Annotated in this window: 24 protein-coding genes; 7 read left to right on the top strand and 17 right to left on the bottom strand. The window is 59.1% G+C overall.

The features are described 5' to 3' along the window. Window positions 1–45: 45 nt before the first annotated feature. The gene (locus EXY20_RS05955; protein ID WP_135548681.1) at window positions 46–399 is read left to right on the top strand and encodes a DMT family transporter; all 354 of its coding nucleotides are present in this window, start codon (window positions 46–48) and stop codon (window positions 397–399) included. Continuing rightward, window positions 396–710, top strand: coding sequence for a DMT family transporter (locus tag EXY20_RS05950; RefSeq protein WP_135548679.1), 315 nt, complete (start codon window positions 396–398; stop codon window positions 708–710). The genes EXY20_RS05955 and EXY20_RS05950 overlap by 4 nt, the downstream gene beginning before the upstream one ends. A gap of 99 nt (window positions 711–809) precedes the next feature. Here the strand turns inward: EXY20_RS05950 and EXY20_RS05945 are convergent, their stop codons facing one another. The 9 genes from EXY20_RS05945 to EXY20_RS05905 form a co-directional block, all read right to left on the bottom strand. Next, window positions 810–1,721, bottom strand: a complete 912-nt coding sequence (locus EXY20_RS05945) for an Rpn family recombination-promoting nuclease/putative transposase (RefSeq protein WP_167859018.1) — start codon at window positions 1,719–1,721, stop codon at window positions 810–812. 157 nt (window positions 1,722–1,878) lie between these two features. Further along, window positions 1,879–3,069 carry an aminotransferase class I/II-fold pyridoxal phosphate-dependent enzyme gene (locus EXY20_RS05940; RefSeq protein ID WP_135548675.1) on the bottom strand — a complete coding sequence of 397 codons (1,191 nt, stop codon included), beginning with the start codon at window positions 3,067–3,069 and terminating at the stop codon, window positions 1,879–1,881. Window positions 3,070–3,135: 66 nt separating this feature from the next. After that, a complete protein-coding gene (locus EXY20_RS05935; protein ID WP_135548673.1) occupies window positions 3,136–4,200 on the bottom strand; it encodes a site-2 protease family protein in 1,065 nt (354 codons plus the stop codon). Window positions 4,201–4,236: 36 nt separating this feature from the next. Beyond that, the gene (locus EXY20_RS05930) at window positions 4,237–4,608 is read right to left on the bottom strand and encodes a Spx/MgsR family RNA polymerase-binding regulatory protein (RefSeq protein WP_135549117.1); all 372 of its coding nucleotides are present in this window, start codon (window positions 4,606–4,608) and stop codon (window positions 4,237–4,239) included. A gap of 133 nt (window positions 4,609–4,741) precedes the next feature. Beyond that, on the bottom strand, window positions 4,742–5,668 hold the full coding sequence (locus EXY20_RS05925; RefSeq protein WP_135548671.1) for an RluA family pseudouridine synthase: 927 nt from the start codon (window positions 5,666–5,668) through the stop codon (window positions 4,742–4,744). Next, the gene (locus tag EXY20_RS05920; protein WP_135548669.1) at window positions 5,665–6,234 is read right to left on the bottom strand and encodes a cob(I)yrinic acid a,c-diamide adenosyltransferase; all 570 of its coding nucleotides are present in this window, start codon (window positions 6,232–6,234) and stop codon (window positions 5,665–5,667) included. The genes EXY20_RS05925 and EXY20_RS05920 overlap by 4 nt, the downstream gene beginning before the upstream one ends. A 29-nt stretch (window positions 6,235–6,263) precedes the next feature. Next, window positions 6,264–6,473: a hypothetical protein gene (locus tag EXY20_RS05915; RefSeq protein WP_135548667.1), complete on the bottom strand. Its 210-nt coding sequence runs from the start codon at window positions 6,471–6,473 to the stop codon at window positions 6,264–6,266. Window positions 6,474–6,655: 182 nt separating this feature from the next. Beyond that, entirely contained in the window at window positions 6,656–7,198 is a 543-nt protein-coding gene (locus tag EXY20_RS05910) for a hypothetical protein (protein ID WP_135548665.1), read from the bottom strand. Between the two features lie 104 nt (window positions 7,199–7,302). Further along, window positions 7,303–8,178, bottom strand: a complete 876-nt coding sequence (locus EXY20_RS05905; protein ID WP_167859017.1) for a helix-turn-helix domain-containing protein — start codon at window positions 8,176–8,178, stop codon at window positions 7,303–7,305. Between the two features lie 265 nt (window positions 8,179–8,443). Here EXY20_RS05905 and EXY20_RS05900 point away from each other — a divergent pair, with 265 nt between their 5' ends. After that, the gene (locus EXY20_RS05900; protein WP_135548660.1) at window positions 8,444–9,406 is read left to right on the top strand and encodes a zinc-dependent alcohol dehydrogenase; all 963 of its coding nucleotides are present in this window, start codon (window positions 8,444–8,446) and stop codon (window positions 9,404–9,406) included. Window positions 9,407–9,445: 39 nt separating this feature from the next. Next, the gene (locus EXY20_RS05895; RefSeq protein WP_135548658.1) at window positions 9,446–10,441 is read left to right on the top strand and encodes an alcohol dehydrogenase catalytic domain-containing protein; all 996 of its coding nucleotides are present in this window, start codon (window positions 9,446–9,448) and stop codon (window positions 10,439–10,441) included. Between the two features lie 751 nt (window positions 10,442–11,192). On the opposite strand, the gene EXY20_RS05890 is transcribed toward EXY20_RS05895, so the two are convergent. The 3 genes from EXY20_RS05890 to EXY20_RS05880 form a co-directional block, all read right to left on the bottom strand. Beyond that, a complete protein-coding gene (locus EXY20_RS05890) occupies window positions 11,193–11,459 on the bottom strand; it encodes an aspartyl-phosphate phosphatase Spo0E family protein (RefSeq protein WP_135548656.1) in 267 nt (88 codons plus the stop codon). Window positions 11,460–11,544: 85 nt separating this feature from the next. After that, a complete protein-coding gene (locus EXY20_RS05885; RefSeq protein ID WP_135548654.1) occupies window positions 11,545–12,729 on the bottom strand; it encodes an aminotransferase class I/II-fold pyridoxal phosphate-dependent enzyme in 1,185 nt (394 codons plus the stop codon). Window positions 12,730–12,755: 26 nt separating this feature from the next. Then, window positions 12,756–13,247, bottom strand: coding sequence for an Lrp/AsnC family transcriptional regulator (locus EXY20_RS05880; RefSeq protein WP_135548652.1), 492 nt, complete (start codon window positions 13,245–13,247; stop codon window positions 12,756–12,758). A 263-nt stretch (window positions 13,248–13,510) separates the two neighbouring features. Between EXY20_RS05880 and EXY20_RS05875 the strand changes: the two genes are divergently transcribed. Both EXY20_RS05875 and EXY20_RS05870 read left to right on the top strand, forming a co-directional pair. After that, the gene (locus EXY20_RS05875; protein WP_235885396.1) at window positions 13,511–14,377 is read left to right on the top strand and encodes a YihY/virulence factor BrkB family protein; all 867 of its coding nucleotides are present in this window, start codon (window positions 13,511–13,513) and stop codon (window positions 14,375–14,377) included. 88 nt (window positions 14,378–14,465) lie between these two features. Then, complete coding sequence (locus EXY20_RS05870) at window positions 14,466–15,854, top strand: extracellular solute-binding protein (protein ID WP_135548648.1); 1,389 nt, start codon at window positions 14,466–14,468, stop codon at window positions 15,852–15,854. 215 nt (window positions 15,855–16,069) lie between these two features. Here the strand turns inward: EXY20_RS05870 and EXY20_RS05865 are convergent, their stop codons facing one another. From EXY20_RS05865 to EXY20_RS05845, 5 genes are all read right to left on the bottom strand, one after another. After that, the gene (locus EXY20_RS05865; protein ID WP_135548646.1) at window positions 16,070–17,098 is read right to left on the bottom strand and encodes a zinc-dependent alcohol dehydrogenase; all 1,029 of its coding nucleotides are present in this window, start codon (window positions 17,096–17,098) and stop codon (window positions 16,070–16,072) included. Window positions 17,099–17,824: 726 nt separating this feature from the next. Beyond that, the gene (locus tag EXY20_RS05860; protein WP_135548644.1) at window positions 17,825–19,591 is read right to left on the bottom strand and encodes a SulP family inorganic anion transporter; all 1,767 of its coding nucleotides are present in this window, start codon (window positions 19,589–19,591) and stop codon (window positions 17,825–17,827) included. 249 nt (window positions 19,592–19,840) lie between these two features. Beyond that, complete coding sequence (locus EXY20_RS05855) at window positions 19,841–20,167, bottom strand: ArsR/SmtB family transcription factor (RefSeq protein ID WP_135548643.1); 327 nt, start codon at window positions 20,165–20,167, stop codon at window positions 19,841–19,843. A gap of 561 nt (window positions 20,168–20,728) precedes the next feature. Further along, the gene (gene cysK / locus EXY20_RS05850) at window positions 20,729–21,658 is read right to left on the bottom strand and encodes a cysteine synthase A (RefSeq protein ID WP_135548641.1); all 930 of its coding nucleotides are present in this window, start codon (window positions 21,656–21,658) and stop codon (window positions 20,729–20,731) included. Window positions 21,659–21,873: 215 nt separating this feature from the next. Next, window positions 21,874–23,205, bottom strand: coding sequence for an MFS transporter (locus EXY20_RS05845; RefSeq protein ID WP_135548639.1), 1,332 nt, complete (start codon window positions 23,203–23,205; stop codon window positions 21,874–21,876). A gap of 165 nt (window positions 23,206–23,370) precedes the next feature. On the opposite strand from EXY20_RS05845, the gene EXY20_RS05840 reads away from it, so the two are divergent. Further along, window positions 23,371–23,943 carry a class I SAM-dependent methyltransferase gene (locus EXY20_RS05840; RefSeq protein WP_135548637.1) on the top strand — a complete coding sequence of 191 codons (573 nt, stop codon included), beginning with the start codon at window positions 23,371–23,373 and terminating at the stop codon, window positions 23,941–23,943. Window positions 23,944–23,945 lie beyond the last annotated feature (2 nt).

Raw genomic sequence — 23,945 nt, 5'->3', positions numbered from 1 at the left:
TTTTTGTTTATTTCCGGAGTCTGGATTCGGGAGAGGAGCATGGGAATGAACGCGAGATGGATGATGGTCGTAGTGGCGGCGATTTTTGAAGTGGTGTGGGTGAGCGGCTTGAAGCATGCCGACAGCATCGCCGCATGGGTCGGCACCGCTGTCGCCTTGCTGATCAGTTTCCGGCTGATGCTGAGCGCCGGCAAACAGCTGCCGGTCGGCACCGTATACGCCGTCTTCGTCGGGCTCGGTACCGCCGGGACGGTGCTGGCGGAGATGCTGGTGTACGGGGCGCCGTTCGCGCCCGTCAAGCTTGCGCTGATCGCCATTCTGCTGGCGGGTGTGGCCGGACTTAAGCGGATGACGCCCGATTCCGCTCGGAACGAAGACAAGGAGGGGGAACACTCATGAGCTGGCTGGCGCTTGTATTGGCCGGATTGTGCGAAATGTTCGGCGTTGCCATGATGCACCGGGTGAACCAAGGCGGCGGCAGGAGCGCGGTTGTTCTCCTGCTGGCCGGCTTCGGAGCGAGCTTGCTGCTGCTCTCTTACGCGATGACGACGATCGATATGGGCACCGCTTATGCGATCTGGACCGGAATCGGCGCCTCGGGCGGGGCGGCGCTCGGCATGGTCGCATACGGCGAATCGAAGCATCCGAAACGAATCCTGTTCATCGCGCTCATTCTGGGCGCCTCGGTAGGGCTGAAGCTGGCGTCCTAGCGAACGGCCCGCCCCATCATGATGCCGCGACCGGAGCCTGAAACGCTGCCTCCTGTCGCGCTTGGCTGAGGCGGGACGTTCAGCCCCTTGACCGGGCAGTTACCGCTCCGCATCCAAACGGTCGATTTGTTCCAGCGTCAATCCGGTCATCTCCGCCACAAAATCTCGTTTCATTCCGTTCTGCAGCATTTTGACGGCGATTTCCGCTTTGCCTGCTTCCCGGCCTTCGTCTCGACCTACTTTCCGACCTTCGTCCCGACCTTCTTTCCGACCTTCTTCCCAGCCTTCCTTCCGGCTGCCTGCCATCGAAGAATTCCAATCGCGGATCGCCCGCTCCCGCGCCTCCGCCAGCTCCCTTGCCAGCGGATCGCTGCTCAGTTGCTCCAGCTTCGCTTCCGTCTTTTCGATCATGCTGTCCATTGCCATCAGCTCCTTCCGTTCATCTTCGCCCAGCTTCTCGTCCATGAACATCAGCCACCGATGGAGCGGATTGCGCTTGTCCTTCGGCGTCTGTTCGAACTTCGGAAATTCGATGAAATGCAGCTCCACGACATCGGTCAACAACGCATGCGGCGCCGCGTCATCCCGAAAATGAAACGTATGATGAAAACGATCCGATGATGCGAGCAGCCGGAAATCCAGCAAATTGATCGCAATCGTTCTGCGCAGCGCCTCGTAGTCCTGGCCCGCTTTGATAGAGCGGGTAAATAGCTTCGTCGCGTAGAACAACGTCCGCGGTATCATGTTGTACGGATTCGCTACCTGCATTTCGACGTTCACCTGCTCGCCGCTTGCAAGCTCTGCCAAAATATCGAGGCTGCCCAGCTTATCCTCCGGCCGCCAGCGATCCAGCGTGCGATTCTCGATCACGACAAGATCGGCAATCGGCTCCTGTCCGCCCTGCCGCAGAATTGCGTTGAGCAGTGCTTTCAGGCTGTCGCGGGAATCTTGTTCCCCGAACAACTTGCCGAACACAAAATCGTTTTTCGGTTTTAAACGGTAATAGGCCAATACGGTCACACTCCTCGAAGAATTTGTTCGGCACAGTGCCGCACAACTCCGTCGGTGCTTCCGTATCGGCGTCTTGTTCCCAGTATAACACAGCACTCCCAACCGTCCAACCCGGACGAGGCCGTCCCAAAAAGTAACTTATTTCCTATCCTCTTGCTTACATGGACGCGCTGTCCCCACGGCGCAAGAAGCGTCCGATCCGCGCCGCGGCTTCGGCAAGCCGCGCTTCTTCCTGCACGAGCGCGATGCGCACGTAGCCTTCGCCTTCGGCGCCGAAGGCGTCGCCGGGAATGACGGCAACGCCGGCCTGAAGGCAAATTTCCCGGGAAATTTGCCGCGACGTCCAGCCGGACGGAATCGGCGCCCATACGAACATCGTCGCCCGCGGTGCCGGAATGTCCCAGCCCGCGTCCCGCAAGCCGGCCAGCAACACGTTGCGCCGCCGCTCGTACAAGGCGCCGACGGGATCGCCGCTCCGCGCCATATCTTCCTCCAGCGCGGCGATACCCGCCTGCTGCACCGCTTCGAACACGCCGTAGTCGATGTTCGACTTGAGCTTGCGCAGCGCCGCCACCGCATCGGCGCGGCCGACCAGGAAGGCGATGCGGCAGCCGGCCATATTGAAGCTCTTGGACAACGAATGGAACTCGACCGCAACCTCTTTGGCACCGGGAGTTTCGAGAATGCTCGGCGGCCGAAAGCCGTCGAACGCCATTTCCGAATAAGCCAAATCATGCACGACAAGCAGGTCATGCTCGCGCGCGAACGCCACAAGCCGGTCGAAAAAGGCAAGATCGGCCACCGCCGACAGCGGGTTGCTCGGATAATTGAGCAGCAGAAACTTCGCCCGCGCGAGCACGTCGGCCGGGATGGCGTCCAGTTGCGGCAAAAAGCCGTTCTCGGCCCGCAGCGGCAGCAAATGCGGCGTCACTCCCGCGAGCTCAAGCGAAGCGGAATAAATCGGGTACCCCGGATCGGGCACGATGGCGATATCGCCCGGGTCGGCCACCGCCATTGCCAGATGGGCCAGCCCATCCTGCGAGCCCATCAGCGTCAACACTTCCGTCTCCGCGTCAAGCGCCACGCCGAAGCGGCGCTCATACCAGCGCGCCACCGCCTGACGGAACGCCGGACTGCCTTCGGAAGAAGGGTAACCGTAGTTCCGCGGATCGCGCACCGCTTGCTCGAGCGCCGCCATCACGGCGGGAGACGGCGGCCTGTCGGGGCTGCCGATGCCCAGATCGATTACGTCCAACCCGCGTTCGCACGCCTCGCGTTTCCACTGCGCCACCTCGGCGAAGATGGCCGAGCCCAGCCGGCCGATGCGCGCCGATTCGATTGTTTTCATGGATGATACTCCCTCGTTCTTGCTAAAATCTTGCCGCAGGAGCCGGGCTTCCTTGTTAAGCCGCGATCAGATTCCGATGCCAGCGGTAACGTACAGCATCACGCCGAGCAGCGCCGCCAGCAGCCCGTAGGCGACGCCAAACTTCCAGCGCGATGCGGCCGGCACGTCGTAATATGCGTCGTTGAGATAAGGATCGTATTCCACCTGGCAGCGAACGATCATATAAAGACCGTTGTCTTTCTTCTTCCGGTCGAAACGGACGATGCGCGCACGCCGAATAATCGCCTGTTCGGGCAACTGCAGCTTGCCGCGAAAGCCGATAAAGCTCCACTCCATCACGATGAACTGTTTGCCCGTCAAATCGGAGTACGTCGTATAATCGACATCGCGCTGGTGCTCCTGCGCCGGCAACGGCGTCCCTTCGAACAGAAGCAGCTCCGCAAACACCTCGAAGCTGGCCCATGTCGACGAGCCGTGCCTGACGCCTTGGCGGGCGCGGTACTTTTGCCACAAATCCCAGGCGAACCAGAGCCAAAACAGCAGCAGCAAATAGAGCCGGTACTTGACGATCATAAAAAGGCCGATGCCAAGCCCCGCAATCCACAGCGAGCGGCTGACGGCGACGACGATTTTGGCCCCGTCAAGCGGCATGACCGGAATCAAATTGACGATATTCAGAAAAAAGCCGAGGTAAGCGGCCGCAATAAACAACGGGCTGTCCCACTGCCAGCCGATCCAGAACGCCACCAACGCCCCGGCGGTACCGAGCAGCGGGCCGCCGAAGGCGATATACGCTTCGGTTGTCGCATCGCGCGGATGCCGCTTCATATTGACAAGCGCGCCGAATAGAGGAATGAACACGGGCGCGGAGGTGGGCAATCCTTTGCGGTGGGCGGCAAAAACGTGGCCAAGCTCATGGATGAGCACCATAATGACGAGCGCGATCGCCAGCTTGAGCGGCGCCAGCAGCGCGTAGGCGCCGACCGACACCAGCATGCTGAATACGGCCCCGCCTACAGTGCCCAGCTTGATGAGCGACAATATCGTTTTCGCTTTCGTCAGCACGAATGCCCCTACCGCTCCGAGCGCCCACAGCGGGCCTTTCCGGCGGCGATTTCTGTTAGCAGCCAACCTGGTTCCCCATTCCGTACCGCATGGCGCTTGCCGTCACTTGCCGACCCATGCCGTTTCGTATTCAGCCGGCTTGAAGCCGACCGTAACCGGCCCCTTGCCGTCGCTTCGCGTGACGATCGGCCGTTTGATCAGCCTGCCGTCGGACGCAAGCAGATCCAGTTGCTCCTCCGAGGACATGGCCCCCAGCTTGTCCTTCAGGCCAAGCTCCTTGTATTTGTCTCCGTTCACATTGTAAAACTTGCGCAGCGCGAGCCCGCTTCGCCCGATCAGCTCCCGCAGCGTTTCCTTCGGCGGCGCTTCCGCGAACATGTCGTACATGGCCGTCTGGTGGCCATGAGCCCGCAGCCACTTTTGCGCGTCCGTGCTCGTCGAGCATTTCGGATAGCCGTATATCGTCAGTTCCATGCCGATGAGCAGCTCCTTCTTTTCACTTGCCTTGCCGATATGCCTTGCCTGTAAATGTCTGCCTAAATCATCTTTCATTCCGCCTCGCGTGTCAAGATAACCCAACAAGGCGGGGCTTATCCTTGAAGCGTGATCAGGTTTCCATAGACGACGCGCCCAGCTTCCGCAGCAGCGACGCCATATCTTCCGGCACTGGCGCCGTAAATGTCATGCTCGCTTGCGTTCCCGGATGCACGAAGCTTAGCTGCTCCGCATGCAGCGCATGGCGCTCCATATGGAGCGGGCCCGGTTCCGCCGGTCCGTACATTTTGTCGCCGACGAGCGGATGGCCGAGCGATTTCATATGAACGCGGATTTGATGCGTGCGGCCCGTTTCGAGCCGCAGCCGGACGAGCGTCGCTTCGGGGAACCGCGCCGCCACTTCGTAATGGGTCACCGAAGGGTAGCCGCTTGGCGTCACAATGCGAATGTGCGGTTCGATCGGGTCGCGGTCGATCGGCGCGTCGATCGTGCCTTGCGCCCGTTCGATGCGGCCGTGCACGAGCGCGAGGTACCGTTTGTCCACTTCGCCGCGAATCATTTGTTCGGAAATGTGCTGGTGCACATACGGATTTTTGGCGATGGCGAGCACGCCCGACGTTTCCTGGTCGAGCCGGTGCACCGGACGGAAGCGTACGGTCTGACCGGTAACGAGCCAATGGTGCACGACCGCGTTCGCGAGCGTATTCACATAATGGCCGTGCGTCGGATGGACGACGATGCCGGCCGGCTTGTGCAGAACGAGCAGATGGTCATCCTCGAACAAGATGTCGAGCGGCAGCTCCTGCGGCAAAATGTCGTCCGATTGTTCCTCCTGCATACGCACTTCGACGAGGTCGCCGGCCTTGACGCGCACGTTCGTGTAGCAGCGTTCGCCGCCCACCGTAATGCCCCGCTCGGTCTGTTTCAACCGGGACAGCAGCTTGCGCGACAGCTTCATTCGCGAATGCAAAATCGTTTTCAGCAAAAAACCGTCTTCTTCGGCGGAAACGATGTGGGTAAGCGGCTCGTAATAATTCATGGCTTGGACCGGAACACCTCGGCGCTTCGTTCGTAAGCGACGTCGCAGATGCCGGCGCGAAAATTGGCCGTGCGCGCAACCGTAAACAAGAGGTCGGACAACCGGTTCAAATAACGCCGCACCTCTTCGTTGCATTCATGGTCCTTCGCCAATGTCACAACCCGCCGTTCGGCGCGCCTGCAGACGGTGCGACATACGTGCAGAAGCGCCGACGCCTTGCTGCCCCCGGGCAAAATAAACCGCGTGATGTCGGGCGTTTCCGCGTCATAAGCATCGATGCGCTCTTCCAGCCAGTCGGTCATGCCGGAACCGACCTTGTACTCGCGTTTCTCCTTGCGAAGAAGCGCCAAGTCGTGGCCGCAGTCGAACAACTCGTGCTGGATGCGTTGCAAGTCCGCACGCAGATCCGCGAAACGCGCCTCCTCCAGCTCGGCGATCGCCACGCCGACATGGCTGTTCAACTCGTCTACGGTGCCGTACGCTTCCACGCGCACATCGTCCTTGCTGACGCGGCCGCCAATGACGCCGGTCTGACCGGCATCGCCCGTTCTCGTATAAATGTTCAAGCTGGAAAACCCTCCTATCTCGCCGCAAGTTATTTGCCCGGCTGAGCCGACGCTTTTGCTTTGGCCGGCTCGACGAAACCGCTGCGATTGTCTTCCTTCTTGCTGCAGCCTGCAACAAGAAGCGCAATCGCCAGGATAACGAACATGCCGCCTGTTGCCATACGGACCGGCTTGCCGCCGCTCGCCGCTCGCGCTTCGTTGTCCGGGCGCCATCTTTTCCCGCCGCCTCTCCTATCCATCCCCATCTCTCCCCTTGATCCGGCGGTGCCAACGCCGCAGTCTGCGCAGCGGTCCGCTCGACAACAAGCCCCCCTGCCTGCGGCAGAGGGGCGAACAAACCGAAAATGGCCGAGCGTCGCAACGACACGCAACATTCCGGGTTGCTTCATCCTCTCCCCGAAGGACGACGGGCAGCTTTCGTTCACAGACCGAGCATCGTTTGCAGCACTTGTTTGGCCTCATTCACCCCGGGCGCGCGCGGATGCACGAACGCATACAACGCTTCGCCCTTGTAACCGGCGTCCTGCAGCCATTTGGCCTGTTGCACCGGCACGCCGTACAAATGCTTCACCGGCTTGACGTCAGGCCGCTTCGGATCGGGATCCGGCGTGACAACGCCGCCCGGATAGGCCGCCGGGTCGAACAAATCGTCGAGGATAACCAAACTTCCTTGTCTTGCGAATGTATCAAACTGTTCCTTCGGAACGATTACGATGCCGTCGCCGCCGGCGGCGACTTCGACGATCAGCTTCTGCAGGTTGAAAATCGGGCTCGCGTTCACCGATACCGCGGGCGTTTCGCCGACCATTCCTTGCAGCGACGCCTCCAGTCGCTTGGCCGTTTCCGGCGACATGCCGCCGCCAGGCATCACGAATATCGGGACATCCGTCTTGGATCCGCCGCAGCCGGCCAATACCGCGAGCAGCAGCGCAACGAATGCCGTGCAGACGAATGATTTTCTCATGTCGTGCTTGTCCCCCGTGTCCCGTATCTCTTGCCAAACCGCTCTTTATTGTAGCACATGCGTTCGGCGCCCACAAACAAAGAAACGCCTTCCGTCATCGGCAGTCAACTCCCGGGTAACCGTTCCTTGCCGCCGTTCCAACGGGACTCATTGCGGATTCTCCACAACGAAGGACTTGCAGCGTATTTTTGCTTGAACAGCCTGCTGAAGTAATGAATGTTCGGAACCCCGACCGCTTCGGTAATGTCGCGGATCCGCATCGTTGTCGTCGCGAGAAAACACGCCGCGGCGTTCAGACGCAAATCGAGCAAGTATTGAAGCGGCGTTCTGCCAGACATTTTATGAAACAAACGAATAAAGTAGCTGACGTCCAGGTGAGCCAACGACGCGAGATGTTGAACGGTTATCGGACTCGGGTAATTGGCCTCCATGTAGCGCATCAGATCTTGAATCCGCTCGTAAGCGCTGGTCCGATCCGGGAAGACAGCGTCAGACGCTTGCGCCGTACGGGATTCGCGGCGTTCCAGGAAGCAGGCGACGAGAAGCAGCAGTTTGCGGATGTCCATCATCATCAGGTCCCCCGCTTTCGAACGGTAAGGGTGTTGCGGATTCCAACACCTCCACATGGCGGACGCAAGCTCATAAATGGGATTCAGCTCCGGCAGCCGCGGATCCTTATCGGTCTGTATGGCGTTCCAGACGCGGGCTTGAGCGGCATGCGGAAATTCGGCGGAACCGTTCATGTCCAGTTCGATATAACCGAAACGGCAGACGGCCGACCGCTTCGCCAATACGTGCGGCGTATTCGGCGGCAGCAGGAACAACGCCGGAGCTTCTGCGACATACTCTCTCCCCATCCATTGCAGCGAAACAACCCCCTCCGAAATAGAAAGCATTTCGTGATAAGGGTGAATGCCTCCCCCAACTTCCTTGTCCGATAGCCCGGTCCAATCCACAACATCGATTTTGCGCACCAACATGGCAGCTCTCCTCAATCGCGAACGGATGCCATTGCTCATCGTTCATAATGGTCTCCTCTTGATTTTACCATGCCGCTGGCGGTCTTGAATCCGATGGGCAAGCGAAAAAGTCGATTTTGTACAACAAGTTTCTGAAAAGACTTGCCGGAAAGCGGAAAATTCGGATCGCAATTGGCGGGAAGTCATATACAATCTGCAAAGACAGCGGCACGGTTTTCCAAGTAAGCTGGAAACATAGCCGAACCTTAAAGGAGGGAACATTTCCATGAAATCGAAAATGAAGCTGCTGCAAATCACCGGCCCGGGCGAGTATACGATCGTCAGCGCCGATGTGCCGCAAGTCAAGGATCACGAAGTTCTGGTGGAAATCGAAATGGTAGCGACTTGCCCGCGTTGGGACATCCACATGATGGGCGGCAAGGATATGTTCGACTCCTCCAAAACGCCCGACTATCCGCTCCCTCCGGGGTGGCCCGGCCATGAAGCCGCGGGTATTGTTCGGGCGGTAGGCAGCGGGGTGACCGATTTTCGGGTCGGCGACCGCGTCGCTGCGCTCGAGCATGTGGAGGGAAGCGGCGCATACGCCGAATATTTGTGTTACCGCGAGCACCAACTGATCAAGCTGCCGGACTCGATTTCATTCAAGGAGGCCGTATCGTTCGAGCTGCTGAAATGCGTCATGATCGGGTTGTCCCAATTCGGCGATTTGCGCGGCAAATCGATGGTCGTCTCCGGCTTGGGGCCGGCCGGCATCCTGGCGATGCAGGCAGCGCGAGTCTGGGGCGCGTCGGACGTCGTCGGCATCGATCTCAGTGAACCGCGCATTCGTTATGTCAACGAGCTGGGAATCGGTGTGGCGAAGCACCCCGATGAACTGGGCAGCCTTCGTTTCGATCTCGGCTACGATTGTGTCGGCGCGGCCCCGTCCGTACAAAATTTGCTGCGTTTCGTCAATCGCCATGTCGTTATTTTCGGCGTATTGAAAGGCACGATCCTCTATGAGGATCATCTGTGGGGAAAAGGTATGAAGCTGGAAAGCTACAAGTATCGCCGGTTGGGCGATCGCGACCGCGAGCTGCTGCTCGATGCCGTGGCCAATAAAGGATTGAACACGGCATGCATCCAGACGCATCATGTTCCGTTCACACGCTATCATGAGGCGGTCGAACTGCTGAAAGCGCAGGTTGCGATCAAAGTGCATTTTTATCCGGGCCGCGATTTTGGCTGACATGACACGGCGGTGTACCCGCCAGGAAGGGGCAAACCGATGAGGGGAAAAGCAGTCGTTTTCACCGACCGGATGAAGGTTTCCGTGCAGGAGGTGGATATTCCCGAACCGCGCCGCGATGAGGTTGTCATCGATGTAGAGGTATCCTGGATCAGCAACGGGACGGAATCGTCGTTTCTGCGCGGGGAACGGATTGCCGGGGATACGCCGTTTCATTCCGGCGCCCCGTGGCCGTTCCCGATTGTGGCTGGGTATCAGAAAGTCGGCGTAATCCGGCAAAAAGGGGCCGAAGTAGCGGGGCTGGAGGTCGGCGACCGCGTATTCGCCACCGTCAGCAAAGTAACCGGCATGTTTGATCGACGCGGAGGGCACATAAGCCCCGCGGTTACTGCGGCAAACCAGGTATGGAAACTGCCGGAGGGCGCGAACGCCGTTGATTATTGCGGGCTTGTGCTGACCCAGGTCGGCTATAACTGCGGTTCGCGGCCGCAAGTCCGGGCCGGTGACCGCGCCGTTGTACTCGGCGACGGTCTGGTCGGTCATTGGACGGCGCAAACGCTGTTGAAACGCGGCGCACAGGTGCTGATGCTCGGTCGTCATGACGATCGGCTGCGTTATTTGCCGCAGAATGCGACAGGCGTCAATACGCGGCTTGTTGCAGCGACGGAAGCTGTAAACGATTTTTCCGGCGGCGCGGGCGGGGTCGCGATTCTTGTCGATACGGTAGGAGACTTGCAAGCGGTCGACGCGTTATTCCCTCAGCTTGCGCACGACGCGCATTTCGTATCGGCCGGATTTTACGGATCGTCGGGAACGATCGATATTCAGCGGCTCCGCGCCAAAGAAATTACGCTGCATACGCCTGCCGGCTGGAACAAACCGCGTATGGACGCCACACTGGCCGGAATTCGCGATGGTTTTCTTCAGACCGGGCCGCTCGTTACCCATCGGTTTCCCGTAGACCAGGCGGAAGAGGCCTGGCGGGTCATACTGGATAAAACCGTACCTTGTCTCGGAGTCGTCCTGGAGTGGTAGGTTCCTTGATCCTTCGCTTTCCCGAACAAACGGCGAACATCCGGCGAAACCGGCTGGCTCCCGCTGCGCGCGAGGGTTGGGATTCCGATCGCTTCTTGTTTTCCGGATTCTTCGAACGATAATGGCCAGGGAGGAATCCGAAAAACAAAGGCGAGCGCTGCCGCTTCTCCATCCCAACCCTCGCTCTCCGCTCCCGCCCCCTCTGCCAGCTAACTAATTTGCTTTCGTGCCGCTCCGATGAAGCATCTTGCAAAATAGGCCCTATTTTATTGCCTATTTCGCCAAAAACGGACAGCCGCTCCGAAATAGCCAGTGTTTTTACTGGCTATTTCCGACGAGGCACCCGAAAAAGGGCAAATAAGCCATTTTTCATTGGCTATTCTGGCTACCCGGCCTGGCAATTGTGCCGCGGCTGCAAGAGCGGCTCGCAGGATAGTGGCTTCACGCAAAAAGCGGAGCGGAAGGGTTGCTTCGGAGAAGCGCTAGCGGTCGTCTTTGTTTTCGGATGGTTACCTTGGCCTCGTTGATTCCGGGCATCCGAAAACAAGAAGCGATCGGAGGAGCAACCCTTCCGCGCAGCGGCCCGGGCGTGAAACGATGGTTTCCTTCCTCGCAGCCAAGCGCCGCCGGAGCGCGTAACGCTGCTTCCTGTCGCGCTTTGGGGCTGCGCAACTGCCATTTAACAGGGCGCAGAAAAACCCGGCCGTCGGCCGGGTTTTCATTGTGCCAATCGATCGGGTAGTCGGTTCCCTTAACGGGACCTGCGCAGCCGATATTGGTATTCGTTGATTTTCGAGTCGAGCATGCTGCTGATTTCGATCACTTTGGTTGAGGTGAGGGATTGCTCTCGGTCGGCCGTTTGCTCCATCAAAGCACGTAATCGGTCAATTTCGTCCTCGAGTGCGTTGCCTTCGGGAGAACTTGCGCTTCGAACCGGTTCCGATCGGGATTGGTGCTGCAAATGCTTGTTTTGATAATACGATAGAATCGAATCCAAAATGCATCCCGCGATCGCCATATCCGTCCCTCCCTGTCCAAATGTGATGCAGCATACAAAATCTACCTCTAGCATACTATCATTTGACAAAAAAAGAAATACAATTTTATCCTTTCATCGATTTTTGCAGAAAATTGCCGATTCTTTCAAGCGCTTCTGTCAATTGAACGACTGAAGTCGCATACGAACAGCGCAAAAATCCTTCTCCGCCGCGGCCGAATACGTCTCCAGGCACAGCCGCCACCTTCGCTTCGGTCAGCAGCCGCTGGGCGAACTGCTCCGACGTCATCCCGGTCGAAGCGATCGAAGGGAAGGCGTAAAACGCTCCCTGCGGCTCGTGGCACTGCAGCCCGATATCGCGGAAGCCTTGCACGACGAGCCGGCGCCGCTGGTTATACGATTCGACCATGCGATCCTTCTCCTCCATGCCGTGGCGGAGCGCTTCGAGCGCGGCCACCTGGCCCATCGCCGGCGCGCACATGACCGTATATTGGTGAATCTTCAACATGGCAGAGATCAGTTCCGGATGTCCGCACGCATAGCCCATGCGCCAGCCGGTCATCGCAAACGCCTTGGAGAAGCCGCTGACCAGAATGGTTCGGTCCTTCATGCCCGGCAGCGAGGCGAAGCTGACATGCTTGGAGCCATAGGTCAATTCGGCGTAAATTTCGTCGGAAATGACGATCAGATCGCGCTCCTCGACGATCTTCGCGATCGGCAGCCAGTCCTCGTACGTCATGATGCCGCCGGTCGGATTGCTCGGATAGCACAGGATGAGCACCTTCGAGCGAGGCGTCAGAGCGGCGCGCAAATGTTCGGCGCGCAGCTTGAAGTTGTCTTTGGCGAACGTTTCGATGCCAACCGGCACGCCGCCGCCAATCGCCGTAATCGGCGAATAGGAAATGTAGCACGGCTGCGGAATCAAAATTTCGTCGCCGGGCGCAATCAGCGTGCGCAGCGCCAGATCGATCGCTTCGCTGCCGCCGACGGTGACGAGAATTTCTTTGGCCGGGTCGTAATCGACCTTGAAGCTGTTGTGCAAATAATCGGCAATCGCCTCGCGAAGCTCCGGCATGCCGGCGTTGGACGTGTACTTCGTATTGCCGCGTTCCAGCGAATAGACGCACGCTTCGCGCACATGCCACGGCGTGGCGAAATCGGGCTCGCCAACCCCAAGCGTGATGATGTCCTTGCTGGCGCTGACCAAATCAAAAAACTTGCGAATCCCCGAAGGCGGTATGTCGCGCACCAGCGGTGCGATGTAATCCTGCATCGAGCGAACTTTTTCCATATGACGTCATCATCCTTCTTACTGCCTCACGGCGAGATCAACAGACGCTGATCGTCTTCGTGGTCTTCGAAAATGATCCCGTCCTGCTTGTATTTTTTGAGAATAAAGTGCGTTTTCGTGGAAAGCACGCGATCGAGCGGCGACAGCTTGTTGGAAACGAAGGAGGCGACATCCTTGAGCGACTTTCCTTCGATTTCGACGAGCAGATCGTAAGCGCCCGACATCAAATAAACCGATTTGACTTCCGGATATAAATAAATGCGTTCCGCGATGGCGTCGAAGCCGCGACCCCGCTCCGGCGTAATCTGCACTTCGATCAGCGCCGTCACCTTGTCTTCGTCGACCTTGCTCCAGTTGACGACCGTCGCATATTTCGCGATGACATGATCCGCTTCCATCTCGGCGATCGCCGCCGCCACGCTCGCTCGGTCGACCCCCAGCATCGTAGCGATCAGCTCCGCGCTTCTGCGGGCGTCTTCCTTGAGCAATTCGAGAATCTTCAGCTTCAAACCGTCCATTCGTAGAACCTCCTCAGTTTCTTGGCAACCGTATCGCCGGCCCGGCGGCGTCTTCCAGCATCCCCCGGGGCAAACGATTAGTTCCACTATACAACGAAAGCGCCATGTCTGCAAAGCGGAAAACAGTCGGTATCAGCCGTGTTCAAGCGCGAGCCGGCATGATTGCGGAAGGCGGATTTGCGGGTAATGGTAGAAAAGCGGACTCGGGTCCGCAAGCCTTGCGGCTGCAGGCCCGAACATATGGAAGGAGGCCGCCTGAATTGATGAAAACAACCGTCATCCCGTTTCTGAAAACCGTTTATGCGCGATATAAAGACGACGACGTGCCGTCGCTCGCGGCGCAGCTGACGTACTATTTGATCCTGGCGTTTTTCCCGTTTCTCGTATTTCTGCTGACGGCCGTCAACTTCCCGCCGTTGAACCGGTTCGACTGGCTCGGCGAGCTTACTGCCATGCTGCCGGCCGACACCGGCAAGTCGGTGCGCGATATCGTCACGGAGGCGCTGACGAACAAAAACGGCACCTTGCTGTCGATCGGCGCCGTCACGACGCTGTGGACCGCATCGAAAGGCGCGGAGGCGATCATCAAGGCGCTTAACAAAGCATACGATGCTGCCGAAACGCGCCCGCTGTGGAAGCTTAAAGCGATTGCGCTGCTGTACACGCTTGCGCTGGCGGTTGTCATTATCGTGTCGCTCCTCTCCCTCGTGTTCGGCCGCCTGCTCGCCCAAGCCGTTTACGACCGGCTGCCGCTGGCTCCATCCGCTTTTGGCTGGTTATGGGGCATCGTGCAGTTCGTGCTTCCGCTGGCGGTCATGCTCGTCGTCTACAGCTTCCTGTTCGTTCATGCGCCGAACCGGCATTTGCGCATGAAGGACGCCATTCCCGGCGCGATCTTCGCCACGCTCGGCTGGACCGCGCTGTCGCTGCTGTTTTCGCTGTATGTGAATCATTTTGCCCATTACGACGACACATACGGCAGCCTGGGGGGCATCGTCGTGCTGCTGCTGTGGCTGTATTACAGCTCGCTGCTGATTATGGTGGGGGGAGAAATCAACGCCGCCCGCAGCTTGGGCGCACTTGGGCGAGAGGAGGAGCGACAGGTGAACGAACGCATTGTGCGCGTATAGCGGAGCGGCATGAGCTTGAAGGGAAGAGCTGCATGCGATATGCTGAGGGCGAATATCATGATGCTTCGGCAAACAAGCGAGGGAAGTTATGAGCGACAAATTAAGCCGCAAAACGTTCCGCGACCGGCTGGAGCGGCTGGTCGGCGCGATTCGCGACGATATCGCCGCCGGCCGGCGGCTGCCGGGCCACTATTTGCCTTCGGAGAAGGAGCTCGGCACGATGTTCGGCATGAGCAACCGCTCCGTGCGCAAAGGATTGGACGCGCTGGTTGCGGAAGGCTTGATCGTCAAAAAGCCGAAGATCGGCAATGTCATTGCGGAGCCGCCGGGAACGGAGCGCCGGATCGTCCGGTTCGGCTATTACACGAGCCTGCTGGAAGAAGCCGAGCTGGACACGCTGCTGGACATGTTCGGCGCCGCCTATCCGGGCATACAGGTCGTGCCCGTGCCGATCGGCGATGCGACGCCGATCGCCGACTACATCGAGGCGGGGTTGCTCGATGTCGTCACCGTCAACTACAATGCGTACCGTCGTTTTGCGGAAGCGGACCGGCTCTCGCTGTTTGCGCCGCAGCCCGCCCCATCCGGCGTCTTTCCTTATTTGACGGAGCTGTTCGCAGCAGGAAACGGCGGGCTTGCCGCGTTGCCATTCGTTTTTTCGCCGCTGGTGCTGTGCTACAACCGCCGCCATTTTGCCGAATGCGGGGTGGCCGAGCCGGACGGCGACTGGACGTGGGACGAGTTGGCACGCGCCGCAGACGAGCTGGCCGCCCGCAGTGGACATTGCGGCTTCTATATGCGGGCGCAAAGCGCCAACCGCTGGCCAATCCTGCTGCTGCAAAGCGGAGCGCGCTTCGCGCGCGACGACAGCGGCCATACGACGGTGTGCGGCACGGCCGCCATGGACGGCTTGCGGCTATGTCGCGAGCTGATCGGCGGCCAGCGCATCCTGCCTATCTTCGATACCGACGAAGACGCCGAGCGGCTGTTCGTGCAGGAGCGGGTGTCGATGATCGTCACGTCATATTTTCGTCTGAACCTGCTAAAGACGGCGGGCTTCGATTACGATATCGCCCCGCTCCCCCGACTCCGCCAGGCGAAAACGATGCTGCTGGCCATCGCCGTCGCCGTGCGCGAAGGCTGCGGCGACAAGGACGCGGCACAGCGGCTGGCCGATTTTCTTCTGTCGGAGCAGGCCCAGCTCGTCGTCAGGCAGCGAACGCTGAGCATTCCCGCCCTGCGCGACGCAGCCGAATGGACGGGCCGGGAATCGATGTACCGGCCGGCGCGTTTCGAGCTGTACCGCGACATCGCGCCAACGTTCGCTTTGTACACCGAACTGGGGCTGACGGACGACGAGCTTCACGCCGTCCAGTTGGAAGCGAAGCAATATTGGGCCGGCCTTCTGCAAGAGGACGAACTGTGCCGCCGATTGGAACGGCTGCTCGCGAAAGAGCCTTCCGAGCCGCAAGCTTGATGCGGGAGAGAGGAAGCCGGACGAAGACGAGTTGATGGAACCGACAATCGCCGTATAACTGTTGCAAAGCGGGATGAAACGAAGTTTCGTCGCGGAGATAACCTAACAGCAACCCCGTTATTTTCTGGTTAAAGCGGATCGCCCCTCTTCCGGCTGCGATTGCCGGGAGCGGGGCGATTTTTTACGAGATCGGAGGCTTCGCTTCGGCGGGTTCATCAGCCGGCTTGCGCCGCATCGCCAGCCGTACCCGTGTCCGTGTAGTCCAGCAGCACGCCGAGCGGCTTCGCGGCCGGCTGCTGCAAGCTTGCATAAGCGTCGGCAATCGACGCGAAGCGGTACCGGTCGGTAATCAGCTGCGCCACGTCGATGGCGCGGCGTTCCAGCAGCCGGATAAATTCGCGTAAATTGCGCCCTTCCGTCCAGCGGACATAACCAACCGGGTAATCGACGCCTTCCCGCTCGTAACCGGCATCGTATCGCCCCGGACCGCCGGCGCGCGAAATGACGAGGTTCGCTTCTTTGGCGAACATCTTCTCGCGGCTGCACGTCGCGGCAACGTCGCCGACGATGACAACCGTGCCGCGGTCGTGCAGCCAGTCCAGCGCCTGATCGATCAACCCTCCCTGCTTGCCGCCGGCGCAGACGAGCACCGCATCCGCCTTGACGGCGCGCGAGCCGAGCAACCTCTGCAAATCTTCAACCGACGCGCATGCTTCCGCTCCCCGGGCGCGCAGCAGTCGGCAGCGTTCCTCGGATAAGTCGAAGCCGATCACGTCGTATGCGGCGGCTGTGGCAATTTGAGCGATCAGTTGGCCGAGAATACCCAGGCCGACGACGATCGCGGTTTCGCCGAATTGCAGCTTCGCCTGCCGCAGGGCGTGAATTGCGATTGCGCCGAGTCCGCCGAAAGCCGCAGCTTCGGCGCTTGCGTTCGGACCGACCGGAGCGACCAGGTTGCGCGGCACCGAAAGCCATTCGGCATGCCGCACGTATGGGCCGCCGTAGCAAGCGACGAGTTGGCCGGGCTCGAGTCCTTCGACGCCAGGCCCAAGCTCGCGCACGATGCCGGCGGCGCTGTAGCCGAGCGCATGCGGTTGCTCCGACATGCTTCGCAAAACGAGCAGCTCGGTGCCGGTGCTGATGGCGGAATACACGGTCTCCACCAGGACATGGCGCGGTTCGACGGCCGGCTTCGGCACGTCGTGCAAACGGACGGCTCCTTGTTGCGTCATGGCTGCTTTCATTATGGCGATTCCTCCGATTTTGTAGTGTACATCTAATTCCCTCCTATCAGCATAATGGCGATCGCGGGCGGCGTCAAGCACGAACCTGCCGCTAGCGGCACCGCTTCAGCGCATGTTACATGCGCTATTTGCCTCGCGTAGGCCTCTTCGCGGTGCTCCAGCGCATGTTTCATGCGCTATTTTTCATTCTTTTCCCGCGTCGGGCCGTCCGCCTCGGAGCAGGCACTTTGCTTCATGCACGCCATTCCCACATCCGCCAACTAACCTCTTGCAAAATAGGCCATGTTTTCTAGCCTATTTCGCCAATAACGGGCCGTCCATACGAAATAGTCAGTGATTTCACTGGCTATTTCGCTTGAAGTGCCGATTGTGAGGCGATTTGGGGCAAATAACCAGTGTTTTCACTGGCTATTTCCGATGAGCCGGGCGATAAGAGGCAAATAGGCCATTTTTCATGGGCTATTTGGGTTGCCCAGCAAACAAGGGCCACTCAGGGGGGGCTCACCAGGATCTGCTCTTTGCAGCAGCGCGTGAGTTCGCTCGTTCACGAAGGAGCGAAGCGGAAAGGCAGCCCTTCCGCGCAGCGGCAGAAGCGTGAAGCTTGGCTGCGCTTCATTGCGCCAGCACGCCTGCAACATCCTGTCCCCGCCCCGAAACTTAGCAATTCTTATATGGAAACAAAAAAGCAGCCCGCTCCGCAGGCTGCACATCTATCCTTGACAAGAATCAATTCACCGCTTCCGCGGCGTCTCCTGCCGGCTGTCGTTTGGCTCCGCCCGGCGCCGCGCCGACCGAAAGCGCCGCACACTCGCGAAACGCGTTGTGTTTGCAACCGAAGCACTTCGCCGGATTGAGCAGGAGGAGCGCACAATCAATCGCGGCCCCGGTATGCTCGAAAAACCGATCCGCTCCGATCCTGCCATACAGTCCCGTCTTTTGCAGCATTTCTTTCGGTTGCGGCAACAAACCCGACAGGAGCAGCGTCCCGCCGGCCGAACGAACCTCGGCCTCCAGCGCCGCCAGTTGGCTTTCGCCGGTAGCGTCGATCAGCGGAACTTTGGCCATGCGCAGCAGCACGATTTTTTGCTCCGCCCGTATGGCTTCCGCAATCGTGCGCTCGAACGGTCGACCCGCCCCGAAAAATAACGGCCCCTCAATCGTAAAAATACCGATCTGCGGACAATCGCGGTCTTCGCGCACCATATGTGCCGCCACTTTCCCCCGCCGGGTGGCGGGATCGGGCAGCACCTTCGTCACTTTGAGCGAGTCCCGCATTCGTTTGACGAATACGATGACTGCCGCTGCCAGCCCGATTTCGACCGCCGTTGTCAGACTGGTCAAAACGGTGAGCAGGAAGGTGATCGCCAGGATGACGGAATCGCTCGTTTTCGTTCGCAGCACGCGAATGAACTGCTTCCGTTCGCTCATGTTCCAGGCGACAACCATCAGCACGGGCGCCATGGCAGCCAGCGGTATGTCCGATGCGAACGGCGCGAACAGCAAGAGCACGGCGAGCACGAGCAGCCCGTGAACCACGCCCGACAGCGGCGAGACGGCTCCGCTCTTGATGTTGGTCGCCGTGCGGGCGATCGCCCCTGTGGCGGGAATGCCGCCGAACAGCGGCGTCACGATGTTCGCGATGCCTTGCCCGATCAGCTCGCGATTGCTGTTGTGCCGTTTGCCCGTCATTTCGTCGGCGACTACGGCCGAAAGCAATGACTCGATGCCGCCCAGCATGGCAATGACGAAAGCCGACGGCAGCATTTGCACAATGCTGTCCAGCGTAACATGAGGCATCGCCAGCGTCGGCAGCGCACTCGGGATGGCGCCGTATGCCGAACCGATCGTCGCCGTCTCGCCGCTGAAGAAAACGGCGGCAACAATCGTCGCCACAACAAGACCGGCAAGCGACGCCGGCACCTTCGGCGCCAGTTTCGGCATGAGCAGGATGACCGCCAGACTGATACCGGCCGTTGTCACGCTGCTGACGTTCAAGGTCGACAGATGCGTCGCGATCTCTTTCAAGTTGGCAAGGGTATGCTCATGACTCCGGATCCCGCTCAAGCCCAGGAAATTGGCGATTTGACCGGTAAAAATAATGACGGCGATCCCTGCGGTAAATCCGATCGTTACCGGCTTCGGAATGAATTGGATGAGCAGACCGAGTCGGAACACTCCCATCAGCACAAGCATAATTCCGGCAAGCGCGCCTGCCAAAAGCAGCTTTTCGTAGCCGTATTGCAGGACGACGCCAAGCAGGATCGGCACGAACGCGCCGGTTGGCCCTCCGATCTGAAACCTCGAGCCTCCAAACAGCGAAATCAGGATACCGGCCACAATCGTCGTATAGATGCCATATTGCGGCTTCACGCCCGATGCGATGGCGAACGACATGGCCAACGGAATCGCGACAATTCCAACGATGAGGCCCGATATCAAATCGCGGCGTAACGACTGGGCGTCATATCCTGCGAATCTGCCCGACGATCTCATGCGGCATTCCTTCTATTCATATATTTGATTATTTGAATATATGAAATATACAATGATTGAATTTGTCTTGTCAATATGGTGTTTCGGTTGGCTGGTGTTTGGGTTGCCCATGTTTGGATGGTTGTGATCGGAAGGTTGGTGTTTGGATCGCTGGTCAGGCTGGCGTTTGCGCTGGCGAGGCATATTTCGGCGGCATTGCCGAGGCTCGAGGCAACCTCGCCGCAGGCAACAATGCGCAGCAGAGCGGCATTAGCCGTTGCGCATGTTCTCCAGCAGCGAGATGGCGTCGACCAGATGGTTGTCGAAAATGTTGCGCGCCACTTGAAGCAAATCTTTGATCAGCGGGTCCCGAACCGAATAAATGACCGAGGTGCCGTCTTTTGTCGCGCTGACGACATTTTTGCCGCGGAGCACGGCGAGTTGCTGCGAAACGGCAGAGCCTTCGCTGCCAAGAATCGATTGCAGTTCGTTTACGGTGCGATCTCCTTCGCACAGCACTTCCAGGATGCGGATCCGCATCGGATGAGCCAGCGCCTTGAAAAACTCCGCCTTAAATCGTTGAAGTTCATGATTCATGCCTGTTTCCCCTTAACTTCTGAAGATTTGAAGATACAGCTAGAATACCAAGGTTTCCGCCGCAAAACAAACCCCCGCGAGAAGAAGCTTCATTCGACAGGCAGCCGACATACCGCAGACATGCCAAATAAGCTCGCCCCAACTCCCCTAATGCCGGTCTAAAACAGACAAAATGGTTCGCCAACCGATCAAAAGCCGATCGCATCGCCCCGAGAACGGCCACTCTCCCGGTGCACTGGCAACCAGGCGCCCAACTGTGGTCAAGCACATCCTCCGCTGCATTTGAAACGTACCTCGTTATCAAAATAGCCCACAAAAAATGGTCTACCCGCTCTTTTCCACCGGCTTCTTCGAAAATAGCCAGTGAAAACACTGGCTATTTTCACCAAACGGCCTCAAAATAGCGCAATCTCATCAAATAGCCAGTGAAATCACTGGCTATTTTGGTACCGAAGCTCATTTATAGCAAAATAGGCCATAAAACATGGCCTATTTTCAAGTTGATATTGGTTGCAACGCAACCCGGCAACCCGGCAACCCGGCAACCCCTTCCGGCTCCGCCTACTCGCCGAATATCCCCATGCTCAAATACCGCTCCCCCGTGTCGGGGGCGATGCAGAGCACGCGTTTGCCCGGGCCGAGCCGGCGCGCCACCTGCAAACCGGTCCACACCGACGCTCCCGCCGACGGGCCAACCAGAATGCCCTCCAGCCGGGCCAAATCGCGCGTCACCGCAATGGCGTCGTCGTCGGCCACCTGCACGATTTCGTCGTAGACGCTCGTGTTGAGAATCGACGGCACAAAGCCCGGGCTCGTGCCAACCAGCTTGTGCGGCCCCGGCTGGCCGCCCGAAAGTACGGGCGAACCTTTCGGCTCGACAACGTAGATGCGGATGCCCGGCAGCTTGGCGCGCAGCGTTTCGCCCGTGCCGGTAATCGTCCCTCCCGTGCCGGAGGTAGCGACGAACGCATCGAGCCTGCCGTCCATCTGTTCGATAATTTCCAGCGCCGTGGTCGTCCGGTGAATGTCCGGGTTCGCCTCATTCTCGAACTGCTGCGGAATGAAGCTGCCGGGAATGCCCGCCGCCAGCTCCTCCGCCTTGCGGATTGCCCCGGGCATGCGCTCGCCCGCCGGCGTCAGCACCACCTCGGCGCCATACGCCTTGAGCAGATTGATCCGCTCCTTCGACATGTTGTCCGGCATAACGAGAATCGCCTTGTATCCTTTGGCCGCGGCGTTCATCGCCAGGCCGATGCCGGTATTGCCGCTCGTCGGTTCAATGATCGTCGCACCGGGCCGCAGCGCGCCGCTTCGTTCCGCTTGCGCGATCATATTGTACGCAGCCCTGTCCTTGACACTGCCGCTTGGATTAAAATATTCCAGCTTCACATACAGCTCGGCGTCGTGATCCAAGGCCAGCCGATTGATGCGTACCGCCGGCGTTTCGCCGATCAGTTCCGCCACATTGGATACGATGCTGCGGTTTTTCATTGCGGGTCGTCTCCTTCCGCTTGCCATCCTTCTCATTGTAAGGGCTGGCGAAGGAATGTCAACTTAGGGCGTGTCTGAGCCCCCGCTCAGTGGCATCTTGCACCGCCTTTTCGCCCCCTGCCGCGTCAGTTTTGTTTGACTTACCCCCGGTAAGCCTGCACAAAACTTCCTTGCATGGAACGAAAATTCGGCCCAATCTGCTGCCCTCGGAGGTCTCAGACACGCCCGAAACGGGACGGCCGTTGCCGTTCGCCCAAAAAACGCCGAATGAGCATCCAAGAAACGACGGGAGAACTGCCGATGCCAAGCAGCAGCCAGTTGAGCGCGACCGGCGACGAGGTCAGCGATACCACAAGGACGAACACCGCCGCGCCAAGCAGGCGGCCGGCGTTAAGCGCCACTTCCCGCAGCACGATAAATTCGACCCGCTTCGCGGCGCTTTCCTCATCCTTCCCGATCAAATCGAAGACGACGGAAGTGATCGGAATCGTATACAGCGGAATAAACATCGCCGTCGCAATGCCGAAAGCGAGCAAGGTCGCGAAGCTCACCTGCCAGAAGAACGGCACGATCGCCGCGCTCATCAGCACCGTGCCGACCAGCATGCCCCACCTCCGGTACTTCGGCTTCAGCAGCTTGCCGACCAGCCAGAAGCTGACCAGCGCAACGCCCGATGAAATAAGCGCAAAATTGCCCAGCTTCATCTCGTTGCCCGTCGCGATATAAACGAGCAGGCCAATCGCAAAGCCGAACACGCCTTCGCGAACCCCTTGCGCCACGAGCGACAACGATACGATCCGCCACGGACCGCCGCTTCGGCGCAGCGCGCGCCAGCCGTGAAACCATTCGTAATGCCCGCTCTCCTTGCGCTTATGCAGAAAGAAGCTGGCAACAGCGCCGATGACGAACACGGCAAGCGAGAGGGCAAAAATGATCCGATACCCCGTGTTTCCCGTCATGCGCGAAATGAGAAAACCGGATACCCACGGCGCGATCATGCCTCCCAGCGAACCGAACAGACCGGCCATCCCGTTGAAGCGATCGCGCGTGTCGGGAGACGTCACTTCGAAATAGACGACATTAAACGCCAGCCAGAAGAAGCCCGACGACAGCCCGAGCACCGCGCCGAGCGGCAGCACGTAAACCGCCGATCCGGCGCCAAGCGCCAGAACCAGCGAATAAAACACCGCTGCCATGGCGACGCCAAGACGCAGGCAGTTCATTTTGTTATGCTCCTTGACCCACTTGCCGGCAAGCCAAAACGTCAGCGCCATCGTGATTTGATGGGCAATCGCAAACGAAGCGATCATCGTGTAGTCGCTTTTCACTTTCCATAAATATACGTTGACGAAGGTGCCCGACAACGCATTGGCAACGGCAAACAAGCCGTTGACGAGCAGCAGCAGCTTCGCCTGTCCGGACATGGCGGCTTTGGCGCCGCGGTTTGCGGCAGACGCCCGCGCCGTATCGTGCTCCGCTTCCTCGCCCCGGGTCGTTGCGGTCGTCAGCCATTGGCCAGGGAAGCGCGGTTTTGCGCGATCTGTCATCTCGCTCCCGTTCACCTTCTTCCATGGCGGATTGGACAATCCCTCTTACCATGCCCAGCCGGACGGGAAAACATGTTTCTTCATGTTTTCTTTAGATTTTCCCTATGCGGGTCCTTAGATTTGCCGTTTACAATGGGGTACATCACGAACGGGGAGGTCGCCGCAATGCCCATCGTCGGCGAAGAAAGCTGGCTGTTTTTACGCAAATTCATGCAATACCCGAAGCAAGTCGGCAGCATTGCGCCGAGTTCGCAGTATTTGGCTCAAGAGATGCTGCGGCACATAAAATGGGACGAAGTCGCTTCCCTCGCGGAGCTTGGAGCCGGAACCGGCGCGATAACCCGCGCGATCGCACGGAAGGTACGTCCGGGAACGCGCGTCTATTTGTTTGAAAAGGATGCCGGCATGCGGCAAACGCTTGCCGGCCAATATCCGGCCTTCGTCTGTTGCGAAGATGCCGCCCGGTTGAAGGCGTCGCTTGCCATGGCTAACGACCGGGAACCGCTCGATTGCATCGTCAGCGGCCTGCCTTTTGCCAACTTCTCCACGGAGCTGCGCGCCAGGCTGCTGCAGCAAATCGAAAGCGCCCTGAAGCCGAACGGCCTGTTCGTGGCGTTTCAATATTCGCTGCAAATGAGAAGCCGGCTGGCCCAATCGTTCGATATCGAACGGATCGGCTTCGTCGTGCGGAATTTGCCTCCGGCTTTCGTCTACGTATGCCGGAAAAGGGGGAAATGAAT

This window comes from Paenibacillus cymbidii (genome assembly GCF_004764705.1).
Lineage (GTDB): Bacteria > Bacillota > Bacilli > Paenibacillales > NBRC-103111 > Paenibacillus_AN > Paenibacillus_AN cymbidii.
Note: the sequence above shows the minus strand (reverse complement) of the source record. Positions and strands in the feature narration are given on the sequence as shown.

Bases quoted from the DNA above. Each gene is read 5' to 3' on its own strand.
- EXY20_RS05910 (WP_135548665.1), bottom strand. From the start codon at position 7,198: ATGAGAAAATCATTCGTCTGCACGGCATTCGTTGCGCTGCTGCTCGCG.
- EXY20_RS05870 (WP_135548648.1), top strand. From the start codon at position 14,466: ATGAGCGACAAATTAAGCCGCAAAACGTTCCGCGACCGGCTGGAGCGG.
- EXY20_RS05890 (WP_135548656.1), bottom strand. From the start codon at position 11,459: ATGGCGATCGCGGGATGCATTTTGGATTCGATTCTATCGTATTATCAA.
- EXY20_RS05915 (WP_135548667.1), bottom strand. From the start codon at position 6,473: ATGGATAGGAGAGGCGGCGGGAAAAGATGGCGCCCGGACAACGAAGCG.
- EXY20_RS05840 (WP_135548637.1), top strand. From the start codon at position 23,371: ATGCCCATCGTCGGCGAAGAAAGCTGGCTGTTTTTACGCAAATTCATG.
- EXY20_RS05950 (WP_135548679.1), top strand. From the start codon at position 396: ATGAGCTGGCTGGCGCTTGTATTGGCCGGATTGTGCGAAATGTTCGGC.
- EXY20_RS05885 (WP_135548654.1), bottom strand. From the start codon at position 12,729: ATGGAAAAAGTTCGCTCGATGCAGGATTACATCGCACCGCTGGTGCGC.
- EXY20_RS05860 (WP_135548644.1), bottom strand. From the start codon at position 19,591: ATGAGATCGTCGGGCAGATTCGCAGGATATGACGCCCAGTCGTTACGC.
- EXY20_RS05880 (WP_135548652.1), bottom strand. From the start codon at position 13,247: ATGGACGGTTTGAAGCTGAAGATTCTCGAATTGCTCAAGGAAGACGCC.
- EXY20_RS05845 (WP_135548639.1), bottom strand. From the start codon at position 23,205: ATGACAGATCGCGCAAAACCGCGCTTCCCTGGCCAATGGCTGACGACC.
- EXY20_RS05955 (WP_135548681.1), top strand. From the start codon at position 46: ATGAACGCGAGATGGATGATGGTCGTAGTGGCGGCGATTTTTGAAGTG.
- cysK (WP_135548641.1), bottom strand. From the start codon at position 21,658: ATGAAAAACCGCAGCATCGTATCCAATGTGGCGGAACTGATCGGCGAA.
- EXY20_RS05900 (WP_135548660.1), top strand. From the start codon at position 8,444: ATGAAATCGAAAATGAAGCTGCTGCAAATCACCGGCCCGGGCGAGTAT.
- EXY20_RS05855 (WP_135548643.1), bottom strand. From the start codon at position 20,167: ATGAATCATGAACTTCAACGATTTAAGGCGGAGTTTTTCAAGGCGCTG.
- EXY20_RS05895 (WP_135548658.1), top strand. From the start codon at position 9,446: ATGAGGGGAAAAGCAGTCGTTTTCACCGACCGGATGAAGGTTTCCGTG.
- EXY20_RS05930 (WP_135549117.1), bottom strand. From the start codon at position 4,608: ATGGAACTGACGATATACGGCTATCCGAAATGCTCGACGAGCACGGAC.
- EXY20_RS05925 (WP_135548671.1), bottom strand. From the start codon at position 5,668: ATGAATTATTACGAGCCGCTTACCCACATCGTTTCCGCCGAAGAAGAC.
- EXY20_RS05940 (WP_135548675.1), bottom strand. From the start codon at position 3,069: ATGAAAACAATCGAATCGGCGCGCATCGGCCGGCTGGGCTCGGCCATC.
- EXY20_RS05875 (WP_235885396.1), top strand. From the start codon at position 13,511: ATGAAAACAACCGTCATCCCGTTTCTGAAAACCGTTTATGCGCGATAT.
- EXY20_RS05905 (WP_167859017.1), bottom strand. From the start codon at position 8,178: ATGTTGGTGCGCAAAATCGATGTTGTGGATTGGACCGGGCTATCGGAC.
- EXY20_RS05865 (WP_135548646.1), bottom strand. From the start codon at position 17,098: ATGAAAGCAGCCATGACGCAACAAGGAGCCGTCCGTTTGCACGACGTG.